The sequence below is a fragment of the Neiella marina genome, assembly GCF_002165625.1.
Classification (GTDB): Bacteria; Pseudomonadota; Gammaproteobacteria; order Enterobacterales; family Neiellaceae; genus Neiella; species Neiella marina.
In genome coordinates this window covers 126112-143987 of record NZ_NGNS01000010.1, presented here as the reverse complement: position 1 = coordinate 143987, position 17876 = coordinate 126112, and the positions used below count along the sequence as shown (strand labels likewise).

19 protein-coding genes are annotated in these 17876 nt (G+C 50.1%); 12 read left to right on the top strand and 7 right to left on the bottom strand.

Features of this window, described 5'->3' with window-relative positions:
* Nucleotides 1-128: 128 nt before the first annotated feature.
* From CBE68_RS09905 to CBE68_RS18735, 4 genes are all read right to left on the bottom strand, one after another.
* Nucleotides 129-329, bottom strand: coding sequence for a hypothetical protein (locus tag CBE68_RS09905; RefSeq protein WP_143824536.1), 201 nt, complete (start codon nt 327-329; stop codon nt 129-131).
* A 74-nt stretch (nt 330-403) separates the two neighbouring features.
* Nucleotides 404-2530: a fatty acid oxidation complex subunit alpha FadJ gene (gene fadJ, locus CBE68_RS09900; protein ID WP_087505930.1), complete on the bottom strand. Its 2127-nt coding sequence runs from the start codon at nt 2528-2530 to the stop codon at nt 404-406.
* Nucleotides 2531-2547: 17 nt separating this feature from the next.
* Complete coding sequence (gene fadI, locus CBE68_RS09895) at nt 2548-3855, bottom strand: acetyl-CoA C-acyltransferase FadI (protein WP_087505912.1); 1308 nt, start codon at nt 3853-3855, stop codon at nt 2548-2550.
* Between the two features lie 174 nt (nt 3856-4029).
* The gene (locus CBE68_RS18735; protein WP_158100567.1) at nt 4030-4194 is read right to left on the bottom strand and encodes a hypothetical protein; all 165 of its coding nucleotides are present in this window, start codon (nt 4192-4194) and stop codon (nt 4030-4032) included.
* On the opposite strand from CBE68_RS18735, the gene CBE68_RS09890 reads away from it, so the two are divergent.
* The 6 genes from CBE68_RS09890 to CBE68_RS09865 are packed head-to-tail and all read left to right on the top strand — an operon-like array spanning nt 4193 to nt 11387.
* On the top strand, nt 4193-5146 hold the full coding sequence (locus CBE68_RS09890) for an AAA family ATPase (RefSeq protein ID WP_087505911.1): 954 nt from the start codon (nt 4193-4195) through the stop codon (nt 5144-5146). The two genes, CBE68_RS18735 and CBE68_RS09890, sit on opposite strands and share 2 nt — an antisense overlap.
* Nucleotides 5146-6129, top strand: a complete 984-nt coding sequence (locus CBE68_RS09885; protein ID WP_087505910.1) for a DUF58 domain-containing protein — start codon at nt 5146-5148, stop codon at nt 6127-6129. Before CBE68_RS09890 ends, CBE68_RS09885 begins: the two co-directional genes overlap by 1 nt.
* On the top strand, nt 6126-6701 hold the full coding sequence (locus CBE68_RS09880; RefSeq protein WP_087505909.1) for a DUF4381 domain-containing protein: 576 nt from the start codon (nt 6126-6128) through the stop codon (nt 6699-6701). Before CBE68_RS09885 ends, CBE68_RS09880 begins: the two co-directional genes overlap by 4 nt.
* Nucleotides 6698-7717, top strand: coding sequence for a vWA domain-containing protein (locus CBE68_RS09875; RefSeq protein WP_087505908.1), 1020 nt, complete (start codon nt 6698-6700; stop codon nt 7715-7717). The genes CBE68_RS09880 and CBE68_RS09875 overlap by 4 nt, the downstream gene beginning before the upstream one ends.
* Nucleotides 7717-9693: a VWA domain-containing protein gene (locus CBE68_RS09870; RefSeq protein ID WP_087505907.1), complete on the top strand. Its 1977-nt coding sequence runs from the start codon at nt 7717-7719 to the stop codon at nt 9691-9693. Before CBE68_RS09875 ends, CBE68_RS09870 begins: the two co-directional genes overlap by 1 nt.
* Before the next feature lie 23 nt (nt 9694-9716).
* Nucleotides 9717-11387 (top strand): BatD family protein, encoded by a 1671-nt coding sequence (locus CBE68_RS09865; protein ID WP_087505906.1) that lies wholly within the window; start codon nt 9717-9719, stop codon nt 11385-11387.
* Nucleotides 11388-11511: 124 nt separating this feature from the next.
* Here CBE68_RS09865 and CBE68_RS09860 read toward each other — a convergent pair whose 3' ends face one another.
* Nucleotides 11512-11805, bottom strand: coding sequence for a YfcZ/YiiS family protein (locus tag CBE68_RS09860; RefSeq protein ID WP_087505929.1), 294 nt, complete (start codon nt 11803-11805; stop codon nt 11512-11514).
* A 108-nt stretch (nt 11806-11913) separates the two neighbouring features.
* Between CBE68_RS09860 and CBE68_RS09855 the strand changes: the two genes are divergently transcribed.
* Nucleotides 11914-12483, top strand: coding sequence for a sigma-70 family RNA polymerase sigma factor (locus CBE68_RS09855; RefSeq protein ID WP_087505905.1), 570 nt, complete (start codon nt 11914-11916; stop codon nt 12481-12483).
* Entirely contained in the window at nt 12476-13186 is a 711-nt protein-coding gene (locus tag CBE68_RS09850) for a DUF3379 family protein (protein ID WP_158100566.1), read from the top strand. The genes CBE68_RS09855 and CBE68_RS09850 overlap by 8 nt, the downstream gene beginning before the upstream one ends.
* Before the next feature lie 5 nt (nt 13187-13191).
* Here the strand turns inward: CBE68_RS09850 and CBE68_RS09845 are convergent, their stop codons facing one another.
* Nucleotides 13192-13563 carry a GNAT family N-acetyltransferase gene (locus tag CBE68_RS09845; RefSeq protein ID WP_158100565.1) on the bottom strand — a complete coding sequence of 124 codons (372 nt, stop codon included), beginning with the start codon at nt 13561-13563 and terminating at the stop codon, nt 13192-13194.
* 213 nt (nt 13564-13776) lie between these two features.
* On the opposite strand from CBE68_RS09845, the gene CBE68_RS09840 reads away from it, so the two are divergent.
* A complete protein-coding gene (locus tag CBE68_RS09840; protein WP_087505902.1) occupies nt 13777-15192 on the top strand; it encodes an outer membrane protein transport protein in 1416 nt (471 codons plus the stop codon).
* A 164-nt stretch (nt 15193-15356) separates the two neighbouring features.
* Nucleotides 15357-15749 (top strand): H-NS family histone-like protein, encoded by a 393-nt coding sequence (locus CBE68_RS09835; protein WP_087505901.1) that lies wholly within the window; start codon nt 15357-15359, stop codon nt 15747-15749.
* Nucleotides 15750-15803: 54 nt separating this feature from the next.
* On the opposite strand, the gene CBE68_RS09830 is transcribed toward CBE68_RS09835, so the two are convergent.
* Nucleotides 15804-16676: a hypothetical protein gene (locus CBE68_RS09830; RefSeq protein WP_143824535.1), complete on the bottom strand. Its 873-nt coding sequence runs from the start codon at nt 16674-16676 to the stop codon at nt 15804-15806.
* A gap of 82 nt (nt 16677-16758) precedes the next feature.
* On the opposite strand from CBE68_RS09830, the gene rcsF reads away from it, so the two are divergent.
* Together rcsF and tsaA are read left to right on the top strand one after the other, a co-directional pair.
* The gene (gene rcsF, locus CBE68_RS09825) at nt 16759-17157 is read left to right on the top strand and encodes an Rcs stress response system protein RcsF (protein WP_229744725.1); all 399 of its coding nucleotides are present in this window, start codon (nt 16759-16761) and stop codon (nt 17155-17157) included.
* Nucleotides 17154-17873 (top strand): tRNA (N6-threonylcarbamoyladenosine(37)-N6)-methyltransferase TrmO, encoded by a 720-nt coding sequence (gene tsaA / locus CBE68_RS09820; RefSeq protein ID WP_087505899.1) that lies wholly within the window; start codon nt 17154-17156, stop codon nt 17871-17873. The genes rcsF and tsaA overlap by 4 nt, the downstream gene beginning before the upstream one ends.
* The last annotated feature ends 3 nt before the right edge of the window (nt 17874-17876 follow it).

Below are 17876 nucleotides of genomic sequence, written 5' to 3'. Positions count from 1 at the left end.
GCACTTGAGCCTTGGCATGAAAACGCCAGAAGAAGTGCACAAAAAAGCCAGCGTTGGAGGAACGCTGGCTTAATCAAAAACCGTCAACTTATTTTAGGACGGCACATTTTCCGAGTACGAGCAATGGGTCAAAAACGAACGACCGTATTGCCAACTCCTACAGCGCGTTGCCAACTCATTCGTTTATGGGTTTGCATCATCACCATAGCCACAGGCCCCAACACCAGTCCCGCCAATGCCCAACGCTTCGGGCACAAAGCACTTGAGGTTGCAACAACATACGCCACCGACGCGAGCAACGCATGCAACAAAACAAGTAGAAACAACAACAGCGGATCTCCTATTCGATTGAGGCGCGAATTATATGTGCCTGATTGTTCAAATTCCAGCCACTTTTAGCCGTTTAATAAAAACTCTCATTGTCTTTAGCCATCTGCAGCAGCCTGTCACACGGCTCAAACCGACTGCCATGGGTCTTGGTTAACGACTCTAGCCGATTAACAACCTGTGCAGCGCCGAGAGCATCCAGATAACGGAAAGGGCCGCCCAAGAAAGGCGGGAAACCAATACCAAAAATGGCGCCAATATCGCCATCACGAGGACTCTGGATAATACCCTCTTCCAAGCAGCGTGCGGCTTCATTGAGCATTTGTAACACACAACGCTCAATCACATCATCTTGCCGTAGTGATTGGTTTGCCGACACGCCGAGCAGCGGATAAACGCTTTCATCGACTTTCTTAGTGCCCTTTCCGCCCTTGTATTGATAGAAGCCACGCTTGTTCTTCTTGCCCTTGCGATCGTCTGCCAATAATTTGTCAAAGGCGGCAGGGGCGGTAAACCGCTCTCCCAAATGTTGTTGCAAAATCGGCGCAATCTTAGAGCCGACATCAATACCCACTTCATCCAACAACTGCATCGGGCCAACAGGAAAGCCAAATTGCACCAAGCTGCGATCAATATGGTCAACGGGCTCTCCGGCTAATAGTAGCTGAGCTGCTTCATTGACATACAAAGCTAAGATGCGATTGACATAGAAGCCAGCACCATCTTTGACGACAATCGGCGTTTTACCCTGCTTGCGGGCAAAGGCAACGGTGGTGGCAATGGTTTGATCAGACGTTTTGTCGTGTGCAATGACCTCCACCAACGGCATTTTGTCGACTGGCGAGAAGTAATGCAGGCCAATGACATTCTCGGGACGCTTAGCATGAGCTGCGATATCGGCAATCGGCAGTGATGACGTATTACTGGCGAACACAGTGTGCTCCGAGCAATTTGCTTCTACATCAGCGACCATTTGATGCTTCAGCGACAGATCTTCGAATACTGCTTCAACGACAATATCGGCATCTTTTACCCCAGAGTAATTGAGCGTGCCGGAGAGCTTCGCCATCTGAGCAATACTTTGCGATTTGGTGACAAAGCGTCGCTTGACTTGTTTTTGCAAACGCTCGTAGCTGTACTGCAGGGCATGGCTAATGCCTTGTTCAGAAATGTCTTTTATGCGCGTAGGAATACCGGCTTTGATCGCTGTGACATTGGCAATGCCGCCGCCCATCAAACCACCACCCAACACCAAGGCTTTACTAATATCGGCTGGTTTGGCATCGCCGCCGCCAAAATCTTTCTTCATCTCGGTGGTGGCAAAAAACAGTTGTCGCAGTGACTCTGATTCCGGTGTCATCACCAACTTAGCAAACTCTTTGGCTTCTTTAGCCAACCCGCGTTTGATCCCGCGTTCAATACCATGGCGAACGACCGCCAAAATTGCCTCAGGCGCAGGGTAATTGCCCTTAGTTTTTGCCAATAGTTGTTTTTTGGCTTGGGAGAACAGTAACTGCCGGCCTGGGCCATTGGTTTCGAGAACCTTGGCCATCAAGTCACGTTTGAGCTGGCGCTTACCGGGTTTGCCGGTCTTGGCCAAGGCAATAGCGGTATTGAGTAATATCGACTCAGGCACCATGTCATCAGCCAATTTAGCTTTTAATGCTTGTTTGGCCCGCAATTGTTTGCCGGTGAGCATCATATCCAGTGATTTGGCGATGCCGACCAAACGAGGCAAGCGTTGAGTACCACCACCACCGGGAAGCAAGCCAAGCTGGACTTCAGGCAAACCTAAACGTGTTTTTTCATGATCGGTGATGACACGCCAATGACAGGCCATGGCCAACTCTAAACCACCACCCAAGCATGTGCCATGAATGGCCGCGACAACCGGAACCGGGAATTGCTCAATTTCAGCAAACACCTCATGACCAGCCAAAGCAAGGGCTTCGGCCTCGGCGGCGGTTGAGCATGCGTCAAGCATGGCAATATCTGCACCAGCGATAAAACTATTGCTCTTACCGCTGATCAACACGACCCCGCGAACCGTTTGTTCGGTCATTGCGCCACGGATCTGCTGCAGCACAGCTCGGACTTGATCGGCAAACTCGGCTTTCAAGGTATTAACCGACTCTCCCGGCACGTCCATGGTGACCACGGCAACGTCCTGTTGAAAGGATAACTGAAAGACTTGTTGTTCCATTGCTGTTTGCTCGCTCATTATTCTGCCTCCAACACCATTGCTGCACCCAAACCACCTGCGGCACACGCCGTGGTTAACGCCAAACCGCCACCTCGCCGTTTTAATTCATGGAGGGTCTGCGTGATCATGCGAGCACCGGTTGCGGCAAACGGGTGACCATAAGCAATCGAACCGCCATTGACATTGAATTTATCCATGTCGATGTCACCAATCGCCTTATTGCGTCCTAACTTCTGTTCAGCAAACTGTTTTGAGCCAAACATTTTGACATTGGCTAGGGTTTGAGCCGCGAACGCCTCATGCATATCAATAAGGGTTAAATCTGCGAGCGATACCCCGGCTCGGTCGAGCGCAATGGGGGTGGCGTAGCTCGGCCCCATCAACATGTCTTGCCAGACGTCAATGGCACTAAAGCCATATGAGCGGATGTAGCCGAGTGGTTCATAACCCAGAGCTTTGGCTTTGGATTCTGACATCAACACCACAGCGGCTGCGCCATCGGTCAACGGCGTGCTATTGGCCGCTGTCACACTGCCGTGGCGACGGTCAAATGCTGGTCTTAGTTTGGCGTAGGATTCGAGATTTGATTCGGCTCTGAAGACATTGTCTTGCTCAATAAAGCTCTTGTTTTGTGGGGTGTGAACCGTCATCACTTGCTCTGCCATTAGGCCTTCCTGCCACGCTTTGGCAGCCAAAGAATGAGAGCGATGGGCTAGAGCATCTTGATCGGCGCGACTGATTTGATGACTCTTGGCCATTTGCTCTGCGGTATCGCCCATGCTCAAGCCAGTTGAATATTCAGCGACGGCAGGGGGAACAGGCAATAAATGCTTGAGCCGCAGTTTTTTCAGAATGCGCCAGCGCTGATTAAACGTGCGCGCCTTGTTTAATTCCACCAAAGCTGTCGCTAAGGTTTTCGATACGCCAATCGGCAACACGGAAGATGAGTCGGCACCACCAGCAATCCCAACAGAGGTGTGGCCCGCGATAATGCTTTCGGCAACATTGGCGACAGCTTGGAAGCTAGTGGCACAAGCGCGCGACACGCTATATGCGTCGGTTTTAACATCCATACCAGTGGCCAATACGATTTCGCGAGCGATATTTGGCGCCTCTGGCATTTGAACCACTTGTCCAAACACAAGCAACTCAACTTCTTTAGGACTCAATTCCAACCGCGTTACCAATTCTTGAACCACGGTTTGCCCGAGTTCAACCGCCGGTATCTTATGGAAAGCAGTGGCTTGTTTGGCAAATGGCGTCCTTAGCCCAGCAACTACAGCGATGCGGTCGCCGCTGCGGGTCGTCAGCACAGAGTTGGACATGTAATGCTCCTGTGTCGTTATTCGTTATATTGCCTTGCTTGCGCAAGAGGTCAGACCTGTTGACTTTGGAGTGTATCAGGTTATTTTTGATTTTAAACACTTGTTTTGATTTTGCAGAGAAAACGGTGATCCTTGCCGAAAAAGTTGCTCTAAACGACAAACCAGATAGCTCTGTCACGGCGAGCTTACTTGCTGAGGAAAGTAACCGCCTTGCGGCAGCAAGCAAACAAGTTCATAAGCTGTTTCACTTTCATCAGGGCCAAACACTGGACGAATAGTTTCAGACACGGTAAAAATACCGCCCAAAGTCATCACACTGAATCTCGATCTCGAATCCATGAAACAAGCATTTGACGCACTAGCGCGCTACATGAGCACGCAGATCATTGGCCAACCAGAATTGGTAGAGAATATGTTGGTTGCCCTACTGGCAGAAGGACACATTCTGGTCGAGGGCCCTCCAGGTCTGGCAAAAACTCGAGCGGTCAAAGCGCTGTCAGACGGCATTGAGGGTGATTTCCAGCGCATCCAGTTCACTCCGGATCTACTGCCTGCGGATTTGACCGGCTCAGACATCTACCGACCAGAAGACGGTAGTTTCCAATTCCAGCCGGGCCCATTGTTTCATCCGTTGATTCTGGCCGATGAAATAAACCGGGCACCAGCCAAAGTGCAGTCAGCATTATTGGAGGCCATGGCCGAGCAGCAAATCACTGTCGGCGGTAAAACTTACCCGCTTCCCGATTTGTTCATGGTAATGGCGACACAAAACCCGATTGAACAAGAAGGCACCTATCCGCTGCCCGAAGCGCAGCTTGACCGATTTTTGATGCATCTCAGTCTCGATTACCCCGATGCTGACGTTGAGCAGCAAATTCTCCGTTTGAATCGCCGTGAAGCGCAAGCTCAGCAAGGCGAAACCGTCACGCCAATGTCGACCCAAGTACTATTTGCCGCGCGGCAAGAAACCTTGGCACTGCATATGGCTGAGTCGGTCGAACGTTACTTGGTGGAATTGATTATTGCCACCAGACAGCCAGCGCGATACAGCAAAGAATTGGCGCAATGGTTGTCTTACGGTGTCTCGCCACGAGCGTCGATTGCTTTGGAACGTTGCGCGCGCGCCCATGCTTGGTTGCAAGGCAATGACTTTGTCGCCCCGGACAATGTCCAAGCGGTATTTCCAAACGTGATGCGTCACCGCTTATTGTTAAGTTATCAAGCAGAAGCCAGTGGCGTTAGCGCCGATGCTATCGTCCAACAGTTACTGCAATTGGTGCCTGCTCCGTAATGAACTGGTGGCGCAAGTCAGAACCGGAACAACAACAGCCAGCCATGGGTGACGGCATCCACGTCACCATGGATGATTTGCTTGTCTGTCAGAACCTTGGTCGCTTGTTGGCACTTCGTCCTGATCCGCGAAATGTCGGACGCCGTCATGGTCAGTACTTGTCTCGGATGAAAGGCCGCGGAATGGAGTTTAGCGAAGTGCGAGCCTATCAACAGGGCGATGATATCCGGGCAATCGACTGGCGTATTACAGCACGAACTGGCAAAACCCATACAAAGCTTTACGACGAAGAAAGAGAGCGGCCGATATTTGTGCTGTTGGACTTATCTGCCAGCATGGACTTCGGCTCGACCCTGTATCTAAAGTCAACTCAGGCTTGTTATTTGGCAGCTGCTTTGGCGTGGTCGGCATTTAATGGTGGCGATCGCATTGGTTTAGTCGCTATGACGCCGTCGGGATTAACCGAAGTACCCGCTCGGCCAAGGCGTCAGGGTTTAACTGCGGTACTTGAGCGTATTTGTGAGTGCCAGCAACAGCATCTAGCGCATCAGCAACAGGCCGCACAATCACCAACACTGGCACAAGCTGCTGAACATTTACGTCGTCACGCCCACACCGGAGCCCTGATCGCAGTGATCAGCGACTTTCAGCAGCTCAATGACGATTCTCGTCAGGCATTATCTCTGCTGAAAAGACACAATCAGGTGATGACCTTTCAGGTGGTTGATCCGTTGGAGCAAAACCTTGCCGATGTCTGTCAGCAAGACTTGGCCGTCACTGATGGCCTCAGATCAGGTAACTTAACGTTATCCAGCAGCATCACCCAACGAGCTTACCGACAGTACATCCAACAAGGGTTGGCTCAGCGTCAACATGTACTTGCACAACTCACTCGTCACCAATACCTGATTAGTGCCGCCAGCAATCTTGAGCAGCAACTCCAACACCAAGGACAACAACCAAATGATGGGGTGAACGAATGACCCCAATGAATCTGCTAATGGCCAATCAAGCTGCGCCAACCATGCAGTTGCCACTGAAAGATATTGTCATCGCCGCACCGGTGTCATGGTGGCCATTGGCTCCCGGCTGGTGGTTGCTGATTGGGTTATTGTTATTACTCAGTGTATGGTTCGGTCGCAAACTATGGTTGCGTCAGCGAGCAAAACAGTTTGCCAACCAAGCCTTAAGTCGCATTCAACAATGGCAACAGGCACCAGCGGATGTGACTGCCAGCCAAGTCAATGAATTGCTCAAAGTCGTCGCTTGCCACTATGGTGAAGCCGAACAGTTGGCCAAACTCAGTGGTTATCCTTGGTATCAGTGGTTGCAGGCATCGAGCACCGAGAAACAGCGACCTCAAGTCGATCAAATGTGTCAATTGTTGCAGCACCACCTGTACAGCGGCGGCTCGTTAAACCCAGTACAGCAAGAACAACTACTGATAGGTTGTCAGCAGTGGTTAACGACGAGTTGGCGATTGGCCGCAAGCACAGCACAGGCAACTACTAACCAAGCGTCGTCGCAGCCAGACAGAGCCGGAGGTGCGGCATGATCACCTTTATCTGGCCTTGGCTGCTATTGCTATTGCCTCTGCCCTGGCTATACCGCCGCTTTCGCTCCGAGCAGCCTCGGCAAACAATTAAACTGCTGATGCCGAGCGCCATGCCGCTGGTTGATGGTGGCACTGGGCAACAGCAAACGCGCTTGCCTCACTTAGTGCTATCGTTGATTTGGCTATTGTTGCTCGCTGCGCTTGCGCGGCCGCAATGGCAAGGAGAACCGGTTGGGCGACCATTGGAAGGTAGAGATCTGATGGTGGCAGTCGATCTGTCAGGTTCGATGGCGCAGCAAGACATGCAACTCAACGGCCAAATGGTCGATCGTCTAGTCATCGTCAAACATGTGCTGAAAGACTTTATCGAACGGCGTCAGGGCGATCGAATCGGTTTGGTGCTGTTTGCCGACACAGCATACTTGCAAGCTCCGCTGACGTTTGACCGTTTTACGGTGGCGACATTCCTTGATGAAGCAGTTCTTGGCTTGGTTGGGCGCCAAACCGCCATTGGTGATGCTATCGGCGTGTCGATTAAACAGATCCTCAATCAACAATCTGAACACAGAGTACTGGTATTACTGACCGACGGCGATAATACATCCGGCTCGCTCGCCCCTGAGGAGGCGGTGAAGTTAGCCCAGAAGCACAATGTCACGATTTATACCGTTGGCGTTGGTGCCGAGGTCATGACACGTCGCTCATTACTGGGCACTCGCCATGTCAACCCATCAGCAGATTTGAACGAAGAGGCGTTGAAATCCATTGCTCAAGCAACCGGCGGCCAATACTTCAGAGCTACTGATGCGCAAAGCCTGGAGCAAATTTACCAGACCATTGATGCACTGGAGCCAATGGCAAGCGATGAAACCTTCTATCGTCCGGTGATTGATGTATTTTTCTACCCTCTTGGGGGGGCTTTGCTACTGGCGCTGTTATTGATGGGTTGGATCCAGCTGGCCACCAGTCGACTATTTGCCAAATCATCAAATCATGCTGAGCGGGAGACGTGGTAATGGACTTCGCTTGGATTAGACCCGACTGGCTTTGGTGCTTAATACCTTGGTTGTTGCTGTCATTGTTATCAATTCCCCGGCGCCAACAGAGCGGCAAAGTGCAACAGTTGGTCGCTAGCCATTTACGCCAGCACATGATCGAGCAACCGAAAGCAAGTAAAGGTCCGATGCCCATTGTGCTGACAGCATTATTAATTGCGATTATCGCTGGCGCAGGGCCAAGCTTTAGTCGCCAGAGCACACCTCTGGTCAGCTCAGAGCAAGCTAGGGTGCTGGTATTGGATATGTCGCTGTCGGTATGGGCGACGGATGTCAAACCCAACCGTTTGGCTCGATTACGCTATAAAGCGATCGATTTTATTAATGCCAGTCACAGTAGCGGTGGCGGCGAAACAGGGCTTATCGCCTATGCCGGTGACGCATTTATCATCAGCCCAATGACCAGTGATGCCCGAACGCTGACCACACTGATCAACTCGTTGAGCCCCGATATCATGCCGTCCTACGGCTCGCGACCTGATCGCGCGATTGAACAAGCCGTCGCACTACTCAATCAAGCAGGCCATACCAGCGGCAACATCATTATGTTTACCGATGGCATTGCTGAGCAGCGAGTTGATGCGATCAACGACAGCCTGCAAGGTAGAGATTTCCGCCTCAATATCCTCCAAATTGGCACCGCTGCGGGCGCTCCGATTCAACTTCCTAACGGCGAGTTACTGAAAAACAACCGCGGTGAAATCTCAGTCCCGACAGCGGATCCAGCAATCAGCAAATCGTTGGCGTCAACATTTGGCGGCGTCGCTATTGCCTTGACCGACTCGAACCGTGACATCGATTACTTGGTCAATACAACCAAAGCAGCGGCTAAATCTTCAACTAACCAGCAACAACAGCTTACCGCCGAACTGCGCGCTGATGCTGGCCCCTATTTGGCAATTCTGCTGGCCCCTTTGATGTTGTTGCTATTCCGCCGTGGCGCGGTCGTTGTCATCGCTGTTTGCTTGCTGTTGCCGTCTCAGCAAAGTGCAGCGTTTGGCTGGCAAGACTTATGGCAAACCAAAGCTCAGCAAGGTCAACAAGCTTTTGATCAAGGGCAACATCAACAGGCAGCAGGATTATTCAGCGAGCCAATGCGAAAAGGTATGGCGCACTATCGAGCCGGTGATTATCAGCTCGCTGCTGAGCAATTTCAGCAGGTCGATTCAGCCGATGGAAGCTACAATCTCGGTAACGCCCTCGCGCAACTTGGTCAGTTCGATGAAGCAATTGACGCCTACCAACAAGCGCTACAGCAACGCCCTGACTTTGCTGATGCTAAGGCCAATAAAGAGCTGCTTGAGCAACTTAAAGATCAGCAGCAACAACAACCGGATCAGCAAAACCAGCAGCAGGATCAGTCCGACCAATCACAACAAGACTCGGATTCGCCCGATCAGCAGGATCAAGATCAACAGCAATCGCAAGACCAATCTCAAGATCAGTCTTCCGAGCAAAATGACCAGCAGTCTGACTCGCAATCCGATAATTCAGAGCAAAATGGCGAGCAGCAGCAATCAAATAGCGATGATTCCGAGCCCAGTGATAGCTCTGAACAGCAGTCAGACCAATCTGCTGACAATGACAGTCAACAACAGCAAGATGAACAAGCTAATTCTGAGTTGCAATCTGATTTGGCCAACCAACCAGAATCAGAACCACAACAGCAACAGCCAGAAAACTCAGAGTCATCGCCACAAGCTAATCAACCACAGCCAGAGCAGCAAGAACCGGCAGCAGAGCTTGACCAACCGCCGGCAGGACAAGTTGCAGCGGGCTCGGATGATGAACCAAGCGATGAACAACAGCCGATCAGAGAAGTGCAACTAGAACGCCTTCCGGATGATCCATCTGTTTTGCTGCGCAACAAAATGCAACTGGAATATCAAAAACGGCAAGCGGATGGCACCTTGCTGGCAGAAGACGAAGTTTGGTAACCAACACAGAGGTTTGAGAAACAATGAAGCAATTGATTGCATTGGTTATTGCGTTAGTTAGTGCATTGGCCGCTTGGCCGGTATTTGCACTCACGCAAATCACCGCGGTGGTTGATAAGAACCCAGTGCTCACCAATGAATCTTTTGTTCTTGAAATCACCGCTGACGATGATCTAAAGCGCAACGCTATCGACACCACGGTATTGCTCAAAGACTTCGTCGTTGGTCAAACCAACATCAGTCGCTCAACGCAAATCATCAACGGCACTACCCGCCGAACCACAACCTGGACTACTTTGCTGATTTGTCGAATTCCGGGCAACTACACAATTCCTGCGTTTAGTACTCAGGGCGTATCCTCGGCTCCGATTGAGCTGGAGGTGGTAAAAGATGTCGGCAATGCCGCCCAACCTCGAGATATTTTCTTCCGCAATGAAGTCGTTGGCTCACAACTTTATCCCAATCAATCTGCCGTATTGGTCACCAAGCTGTACCTCGCAGCGCAGCTTGAGCGCGGCAGTCTTACCGACCCTGAGGGTGAAGGCATCAGCTTTAAACAAATGGGTGACGATCAGGACAAAGTAGAAATCATTAATGGCCGTCGCTATCGGGTGATCACCCGCAAGTATGCAATGACCCCGCAACAAGCAGGTACATTCACCATTAGGCCACCGATGTTCAGCGGCATGATCGTTACCGGCAAACCGCGAAGCTTTTTTGACAATGCCACCACCAAACCAGTGCAAGTTGTTGCCGACGACTTGACTCTCGAAGTCATGGCGGTACCAGAAGGTGCCAAACAACCTTTTATTCCAGCTCAGTACATCACCTTAGAAGAGTCCTTTGATGCTGCCGACAATCAATTAACCGTTGGCCAGCCGGTCACTCGCTCGATCACGGTGACTGCGACCGGCATTGATCAGAGCGTACTGCCGCCGCTGCAAGTGAGTTATCCGGCCTCGGTCAATGTTTACCCCGACAAACCGGAAGTATCGACCACCTACCAAGGTAATAGCGTGATTAGCCAACAAATCGAGGCTGCAGCAATTATCGCGACCCAACCCGGTGAGTACGTTCTTCCTGAAGTTCGCTTGGAGTATTGGGATACCCGCTATCATCAAATGGCAGAAGCGGTGTTGCCCGAGCGAACCATTACCGTTATCGCAGGTAACCAAGCCGCGCCAGTGGAAGACCTTGCACCTGCCCCAGCACAGCCGACAGCGGTTCAAGATGGAGGCTTTTCGTCACCTGTCGTCTTCGGCCTAGCCGGGCTGTGGCTAGCAACATTGGTGGGTTGGTTCACTCACGTTCAGATCATTCGTCGGCGCCAACCGATTGCGGTGACCAAACCAGCCAATGCTAAAGAACATGTGGCAACCGGTGATCATTGGCAGGCGCTGGTTGACGCCTTGTCTTCACATGACGCCAGCCAACTCAATCGCGCGTTAGGCGCCTGGCTGAGAGCAACTTGTGACTGCAGCTCATTGTCTCAAGTTGCTTCAACAGCTCATCAACAGCGAGCACTGGCTGCTTATCGAGCGATTGTTACCAGCCAATATGGCAAGTATTCGGCTGACGAGTTGCAACTTCAGCAGCACTACACTGATTTGCACTCTGCCCTGTCGGACCTGCGTGATGAACTGCAGCAACGGCAACAGCACGTTGACCCATTAAGTCTCTACCGCAATAAATAAATGTTGAGCGGGGGCTTGCATGCCCCTAATCGAACATAGCTGCTAATAATTGACAGCAGATTTTAGGCAAAAAAAAGGCATACCCGAAGTATGCCCAAAAGTGCTGGAGAGGCTGTGAGAATCGTTATCGTTGTCCAAGCTGAAAAATCAGCAGTTCAGCTTGGCACGAAAATGTGAGACTGGCGGTTAACTGAACACCTTGTTCGGTGGTTTCAACTTGATGTTTAACAACAACTGGCTCTGACGCAATATCGTCTGCGGCACTTTGCCAGCCTGCAAGAACATCATTTGCAGCGTTTTCATCAGCACACTCAGCGGTTAGAGTCGCTGTTGTATCACTGTTATCGAGAATCGAGCCCACATCTACACAACAACATGCTGGTGTGTCTTCAATCTTCTCTGCTACTGTTTTGCTCATATCAGTTACTGCCATAGGTCAATGGCGCTCACTATACCGAGGTGCTGGTCAAGGATCTTGAACTGGATCAAGTTCTGATCACACAATGGTTTTGTCCCTGTTTGCAGAATGGAATTGAAAAAAGTGCGAAATAAAAAACAGCACTCTCCGGTCATATCGGACATGAACAGTAAACAACAACGCTATGAAGCCCTCGTTGGGGCATTTCATAAAGACATATATCGATACGCCTACTGGCTCTGTCATGACTCAGCAGTGGCTCAGGACTTAGTGCAGGAAACATTCTTGCGAGCTTGGAAAAGCCTCGACTCTCTAAAGGATGTCAATGCTGCCAAATCTTGGCTCATTACGATTTTGCGGCGCGAGAACGCTCGTCGATTTGAACGCAAGCAATTCGATCTGGTTGACATGGATGATGTACCGCTGGCCGACAATGCGTCATTGGATGCTGAAGCGACCATGGAGCAGCAGCTAATTCGTCGCCAGATCCAAATGCTGGCGCCTGAGTATCGCGAGCCATTGTTGCTGCAAGTGATCGGTGGCTACAGCGGTGAAGAAATCGCGGAAGCATTAGGCCTAAATAAGAATACGGTGATGACGCGCCTGTTTAGAGCGCGTAATCAATTGAAAGAAGCATTGGAAAACAGTATTGATGACAGGAGGCAAGGCAATGGATGACTTAGAATTTCGTCGTCGGCTAATTGCCGAACCTTACGACGATGACGACGCAATCAAGCAAGCGCTGCTTGAGGGTGACAATCGTCAGCAGTTCGCCAAGGACATGAGAGCCCTTGATGATAAAATCGCCGCGGCCCTCGATGTCGATGTGCCTGAAGATTTGGCTAATCAGTTATTGCTGAAACAAAGGTTTGCCGAGCACAAGCAGCAAAATGAGCGTCGCAAGTGGATCTTCGCCATGGCAGCTAGCGTGACCTTGGTGGTGACCGCCACGTTTGCGCTGTGGCCGCAACCGCACGCCAACTTGGCCGATTATGCCTTAGCACACGTGTATCATGAGCCCGAGTCAATGACGACCTTGGATGAAAATGCCAACCTCAGCCAAGTCAACGCGAAACTCGCCAGTTATGGTGCCGAAATGAGTGCTCTGGACGGCCGGATTTTTTACGCCAATCATTGCGACTTCAAAGGCAAACGCAGCCTACACATGGTCCTGGAGCACCAAGGCCAACGTGTCACTGTCTTTGTGGTGCCACATATTGACGCCTTTAAAGATACACCTGCGCAATTTGAAGACGACCGTTATCACGGCATGATCAATCGTCATGGTGAGCAAGGCCTGATTATTATTGGCGAAAACCCAGAGCTAGTCGAAAACACCAGTAGTTCACTAGAGCATGCCATCAAGTGGCAACGCATCTAGTCTAGCTAAGTTCTCACGGCGGTTTTGACCATATCAATATGGTCGACACCGCCGTCATCATAAATCTCTCCAACGCACTCAAAACCAAGGCTCCGATAAAACGGCCGCAAATGCGCCTGAGCAGAGATAGCAATATCTAGCCGGGGATACAGGTTGTCGCACTCGGCCAGCAAGTCGAGCATGATTGCTCTCCCCAACCCTTTGCCACGGTGACTTTCACTGATCGCTAAACGGCCAAGGTGAACAACCATGTGGTCTGGTTGCGGCGGGATAAGTCGAGCATAGGCAATGGGTTTAGCATCCGACTCCAACACATAATGCCAGCACTGGCTATCCAAGCCATCCAGATCACGGTAAAGACTATTTTGCTCAATCATAAAGACATCTTGTCTCAGTTGTAGGCAGGCCATCAGACGCTGACAATCCAACTGGCAGAATTTCAAAAAGTGGCGAGAAAAGCTATCTATCACAGAACACCCGAATTATTACTGTCAAAACCAAATTAGTTAGCCGGTTACCGTTGCATATTGTATGCAAATAAATACACTGCGCACTCTTTTATCATTCTGTTCCTCGATTAACGATCATTTATGCCACATACAAAACGACTATCGCGCAGTGTCGCTTTCATTTCCTCGCTCGCAACAACGACCGTCAGCGCCGCAGGCTTTCAACTCAACGAACACAGTGCCAATGGCTTAGGGAGGGCATTCGCAGCGGAAGCGGCGACCGTCGAAAATGCCTCGATTTTGTCTCGTAATCCGGCAGCGATGAGTCGATTTGATGGTATCGCCATCAGCGGCCAACTCAGCTACGTTAATCCCGAAGTTAACCTTTCTGGCACCACGACCAATCACTTAGGCCAGCTATACAACTCATCATTAGCGCCAGCCGCTGAAATGATTTCTGGTAGCCCGTTGAATCGAGTGACCACCGAATACTCCGCTGATAGCAAAGATGTCGCTCCCGGTGCATTTATTCCAAGTTTTTACTTTATTGCCCCAATTACCGACCGTATCCACTTTGGTTTAGCCACTTTTTCAAATTTTGGCTTAAGTACGGATTATGACGATGATTTCAATGCTCTCGAGTACGGAGATAAAACTGAAGTCACAACGATTAACATCAATCCAAATATCTCATATCTGATTAATGAGCAATTCTCAGTGGGTATTGGTTTCAACGCACTATATGCCGACGGCAGTTTAAAAACTTCCACGCCAGCCTACATGAACGATCATGCTGCGACATACCAGCAATACAACCAAGTAGCGGCGTTAACCGCAGGTCAACTGCCAGAGATTCCGCTGGTGCCAGGCGGCGCAACCATCGCTGATGTTGAAGGCGATGGCTGGGATTATGGTTGGAACCTTGGTGTGCTTTGGTCGCCCTCCGAACAAACCGATATTGCCTTGACCTACCGTTCAGCAATTAGTGTCGACTTGGAAGGCCACTTTACTTCCGACTTGCTGCAAATGGATAAAGCGCCAGGTAAATTAGCACTCGATCTGCCAGCACTAGCCGAGTTCGCAGTGAATCATCGAATTAACGAGCAATGGTCTATCCAAGCCAGTTATCATTACACTGGCTGGAGTTCATTCGAGGAACTAGTCGTTGAATTTGATGACACCACTGAAATTGGTGACAGCTTACTCTTAAAAGAAGAAAACTTTGATAACTCATGGCGTGCAGCACTCGGTGCAACTTATATTTTAAGCCCTGAATTAACTCTTCGAGCCGGCTACGCCTATGACGCCAGTCCGGTTAAAGATCAGTACCGCACTATTTCTATTCCTGATACCGACCGACGCTGGTACAGCGCGGGCTTTACCTATCACTTAAACAACCACTCGAATATTGATGTTGGTGCTTCATTTCTCCATGGCAATTCGACCCGCGTTCACGAGGAATTCGAATTACAAGGTCAAACAATCACCACCCTTGATGTTGAGTTAAGTAAGGCCAACGCATATATTTTTGCAGCGCAATATAATCATCAATTCTAGTTTTATCGCAAAAGCCCGTTATTTTGACGGGCTTTTTACAATTTATTAGCTTCCTAACAATAACAATACTTTCGCCAATTGGATTTATTTTTCAATCGGATATAAGATTAACCCGTTATCGAAAATAAATAACCAAACTCCCCCTCCGGCAATTAGGAAGTAACATGACCAACATCATCGATATACTAGGTAATTATCGCCGCTTGCGTGCTGCGCTTCGTGGTGAGTCCTCGGACGCTTTGGTGGAATACAAAGAAAAATTAGAAGCACTAATTGAAGAAGTTAAAGCAGAAGAAGCTGAGCGTTTAGAAGAAGAGCAAGAGCGTCTGGCTAAAATTGAAGAGATTAAAGCGCTAATGGCAGAGAATAACATTAGCGAATCTGATTTAGGTGTTATTGCTGCGGCACCAAAAACTAAACGTGCGCCTCGCCCAGCTAAATATAAATTCACCTTGGCCGATGGTTCAGAGGCGACTTGGACTGGGCAAGGCCGCACTCCCAAGGCACTTAAAGCAGAGCTCGATGCAGGTCGCTCACTCGAAGAGTTTTTGATTTAGCCGCCGACATTAGAATTGTAATAAAAAAGCCCCGACCGAATCGGGGCTTTTTTATTACGGCAGAGCCAAATACCAGTTCGACAATCGTTGTATTTCAGGCGCACTTTCAGCATCAGATAATTGTATATCTAGCCAGCGTCCCTGTTCATTTTTATAAACTGCCAATTCGGCAATAAGGCGATTTCGCTTCATCAATATCAACGCATATTGCAATGTGCCAGGCGTCCCCTTGCCTTTGGCAAGCGCATCAATTGGATTAACAATCTGCAATTGACCTTGAAGATGGTCTATATCGGCCTTGTTTGCTGCCGCTTCTAAAACAACCTGATCAGCCATCGCAAATAGTGGTTGCAACTCGACTGGTTGCAGCCAAGGCTGCCGTTCAACTGTCAAGTCGATTGGTTTTTCTATTTGGTAGCTATAACCATCTTTATCGACGCGCAGCCACTGAGCATCATCGGCTATTGTTGATAACCAAACATGACGGAAAAAGTTTCCCTCCGCGAGTATGGTTAAATGAAATTGAGCAGTTAATTCACCAAAGTCAGTGGTGGTATTCCAAGGCGCAGTCGCCACAGTCTGAGATTGGTCGGGGTAATCCACTGACGCAACAATGGATGCCCGCGATAATTGACCAATGAGAGCCGCAAGTCGCTTCATATTAACCGGATAATCATCGGCTTCTTTCACCTGCCAACCTGTTGCTTGTTGATCTTGGGCTGGCTCCATTGTCAACCAAGGCTGTTGTTGTTGATCGTCAATCCGGATCTGCGTTAGCGCTGGGCTGTGTACCATCAACATGGGTAAAAAAATCCCCTGCCTTGGCCCTGTGGGTTGATTGCTGCCGCTAAAGGCGTATATCACCAAAGCAATAATCAATGACACGCTCACCGACCATAGGATCAGTTGACGACGAGTTCGATACATAAAGACAGGTCTCCGGACAGTTAATAAGCCATGCACTTGCGCTGTAATCGCAACCCGAGCAGAATACGCTGAGATTGCCGACATGGAAAATTTTATTGTGAATAAGCTGCCGTTATTACTGGTTGTGATGTTAAGTGCCTGTGCTGGCGATTATGACGTCAACACCAATTTAGATCCGCAGAACTTCAAAGAATATTTTAAACCCAGCGAAGTAAAGCTATATCCACCAAGCGAGCTACCACAAGAAGCTCAACGTATTGCCGCAGTATCAGGTTTCAGCTGCCAAGAAAGTGGTAATGCAGTACCGGCTTCCATCGCCGATGCCAGAACGGATGCTCGCATTAAGGCTGCCAACCTTGGCGCCAATGCTTTGGTCGTCGACGTTTGTGAAACGGAACAGGATACCGAGTCGCCAGCTTGTGTGTCGTTGGTCTCTTGTTACGCCCGCGCGTTCTCTATCCCCGTTACCGAGCAACCATGATCGCCATCGGCACTATTCGTTCTCCTTACGGCGAGAAGTTTGCAGTTCCAAGACAACCCGGTTTAGTGTCCGAAGCCCTTGGCTATTGTGAGCTCAGCGGTGAATTTGGCGTGCCAGAGACAGTCAGAGGGCTCGAGCAGTTCAGTCATATCTGGCTACTGTTCCAATTTCATCAGACAATCGAACAGGGCTGGCAGCCCTTGGTTCGACCTCCTCGGCTCGGTGGCAACAAGAAAGTTGGAGTCTTCGCCTCTCGCAGTACCTTCCGTCCCAATGGCATCGGCATGTCGTTAGTTGAACTGATAAATGTGGAGTCGCTAAAACGCAACGGCCAGCCTTTGAACCGTCTGACAGTCAAAGGGTTAGACTTAGTTGATGGCACACCGGTCATCGACATAAAGCCCTACCTGCCATACGCCGAGGCTGTTGTCGAAGCGCAAGCCGGATACGCAGCTCAAAAGCCGAGCAATACCCTCAAGGTCAGCTGGACTCAGCACGCTATTGACGCCCTGCAACGCCACAACAATAGCGATGTTGATGATTTACCAGCAATGAATACCAAGATACTAATTGACCAGGTACTGAGCCAGGATCCTCGGCCAGCCTACCAAGCAGGGCAGCTTAGTGACCGCACTTATGGGGTAAAGTTGGCCAACACCGATGTCAAGTTTCGCTTCCCTGCCCCAGAAGTTGTTGAAGTCATCAGCGTTGAGTAGTTG

What these genes read in the sequence shown, in the direction of transcription:
- fadI (WP_087505912.1), bottom strand. Translation starts at nt 3,855, where the DNA reads ATGTCCAACTCTGTGCTGACGACCCGCAGCGGCGACCGCATCGCTGTA.
- CBE68_RS09880 (WP_087505909.1), top strand. Translation starts at nt 6,126, where the DNA reads ATGACCCCAATGAATCTGCTAATGGCCAATCAAGCTGCGCCAACCATG.
- CBE68_RS09835 (WP_087505901.1), top strand. Translation starts at nt 15,357, where the DNA reads ATGACCAACATCATCGATATACTAGGTAATTATCGCCGCTTGCGTGCT.
- CBE68_RS09850 (WP_158100566.1), top strand. Translation starts at nt 12,476, where the DNA reads ATGGATGACTTAGAATTTCGTCGTCGGCTAATTGCCGAACCTTACGAC.
- CBE68_RS09845 (WP_158100565.1), bottom strand. Translation starts at nt 13,563, where the DNA reads ATGATTGAGCAAAATAGTCTTTACCGTGATCTGGATGGCTTGGATAGC.
- CBE68_RS09840 (WP_087505902.1), top strand. Translation starts at nt 13,777, where the DNA reads ATGCCACATACAAAACGACTATCGCGCAGTGTCGCTTTCATTTCCTCG.
- fadJ (WP_087505930.1), bottom strand. Translation starts at nt 2,530, where the DNA reads ATGGAACAACAAGTCTTTCAGTTATCCTTTCAACAGGACGTTGCCGTG.
- CBE68_RS09855 (WP_087505905.1), top strand. Translation starts at nt 11,914, where the DNA reads ATGGAATTGAAAAAAGTGCGAAATAAAAAACAGCACTCTCCGGTCATA.
- rcsF (WP_229744725.1), top strand. Translation starts at nt 16,759, where the DNA reads ATGGAAAATTTTATTGTGAATAAGCTGCCGTTATTACTGGTTGTGATG.
- CBE68_RS09875 (WP_087505908.1), top strand. Translation starts at nt 6,698, where the DNA reads ATGATCACCTTTATCTGGCCTTGGCTGCTATTGCTATTGCCTCTGCCC.
- CBE68_RS09870 (WP_087505907.1), top strand. Translation starts at nt 7,717, where the DNA reads ATGGACTTCGCTTGGATTAGACCCGACTGGCTTTGGTGCTTAATACCT.
- CBE68_RS09890 (WP_087505911.1), top strand. Translation starts at nt 4,193, where the DNA reads ATGAAACAAGCATTTGACGCACTAGCGCGCTACATGAGCACGCAGATC.
- CBE68_RS09885 (WP_087505910.1), top strand. Translation starts at nt 5,146, where the DNA reads ATGAACTGGTGGCGCAAGTCAGAACCGGAACAACAACAGCCAGCCATG.
- CBE68_RS09865 (WP_087505906.1), top strand. Translation starts at nt 9,717, where the DNA reads ATGAAGCAATTGATTGCATTGGTTATTGCGTTAGTTAGTGCATTGGCC.
- CBE68_RS09830 (WP_143824535.1), bottom strand. Translation starts at nt 16,676, where the DNA reads ATGTATCGAACTCGTCGTCAACTGATCCTATGGTCGGTGAGCGTGTCA.
- CBE68_RS09860 (WP_087505929.1), bottom strand. Translation starts at nt 11,805, where the DNA reads ATGAGCAAAACAGTAGCAGAGAAGATTGAAGACACACCAGCATGTTGT.
- CBE68_RS18735 (WP_158100567.1), bottom strand. Translation starts at nt 4,194, where the DNA reads ATGGATTCGAGATCGAGATTCAGTGTGATGACTTTGGGCGGTATTTTT.
- tsaA (WP_087505899.1), top strand. Translation starts at nt 17,154, where the DNA reads ATGATCGCCATCGGCACTATTCGTTCTCCTTACGGCGAGAAGTTTGCA.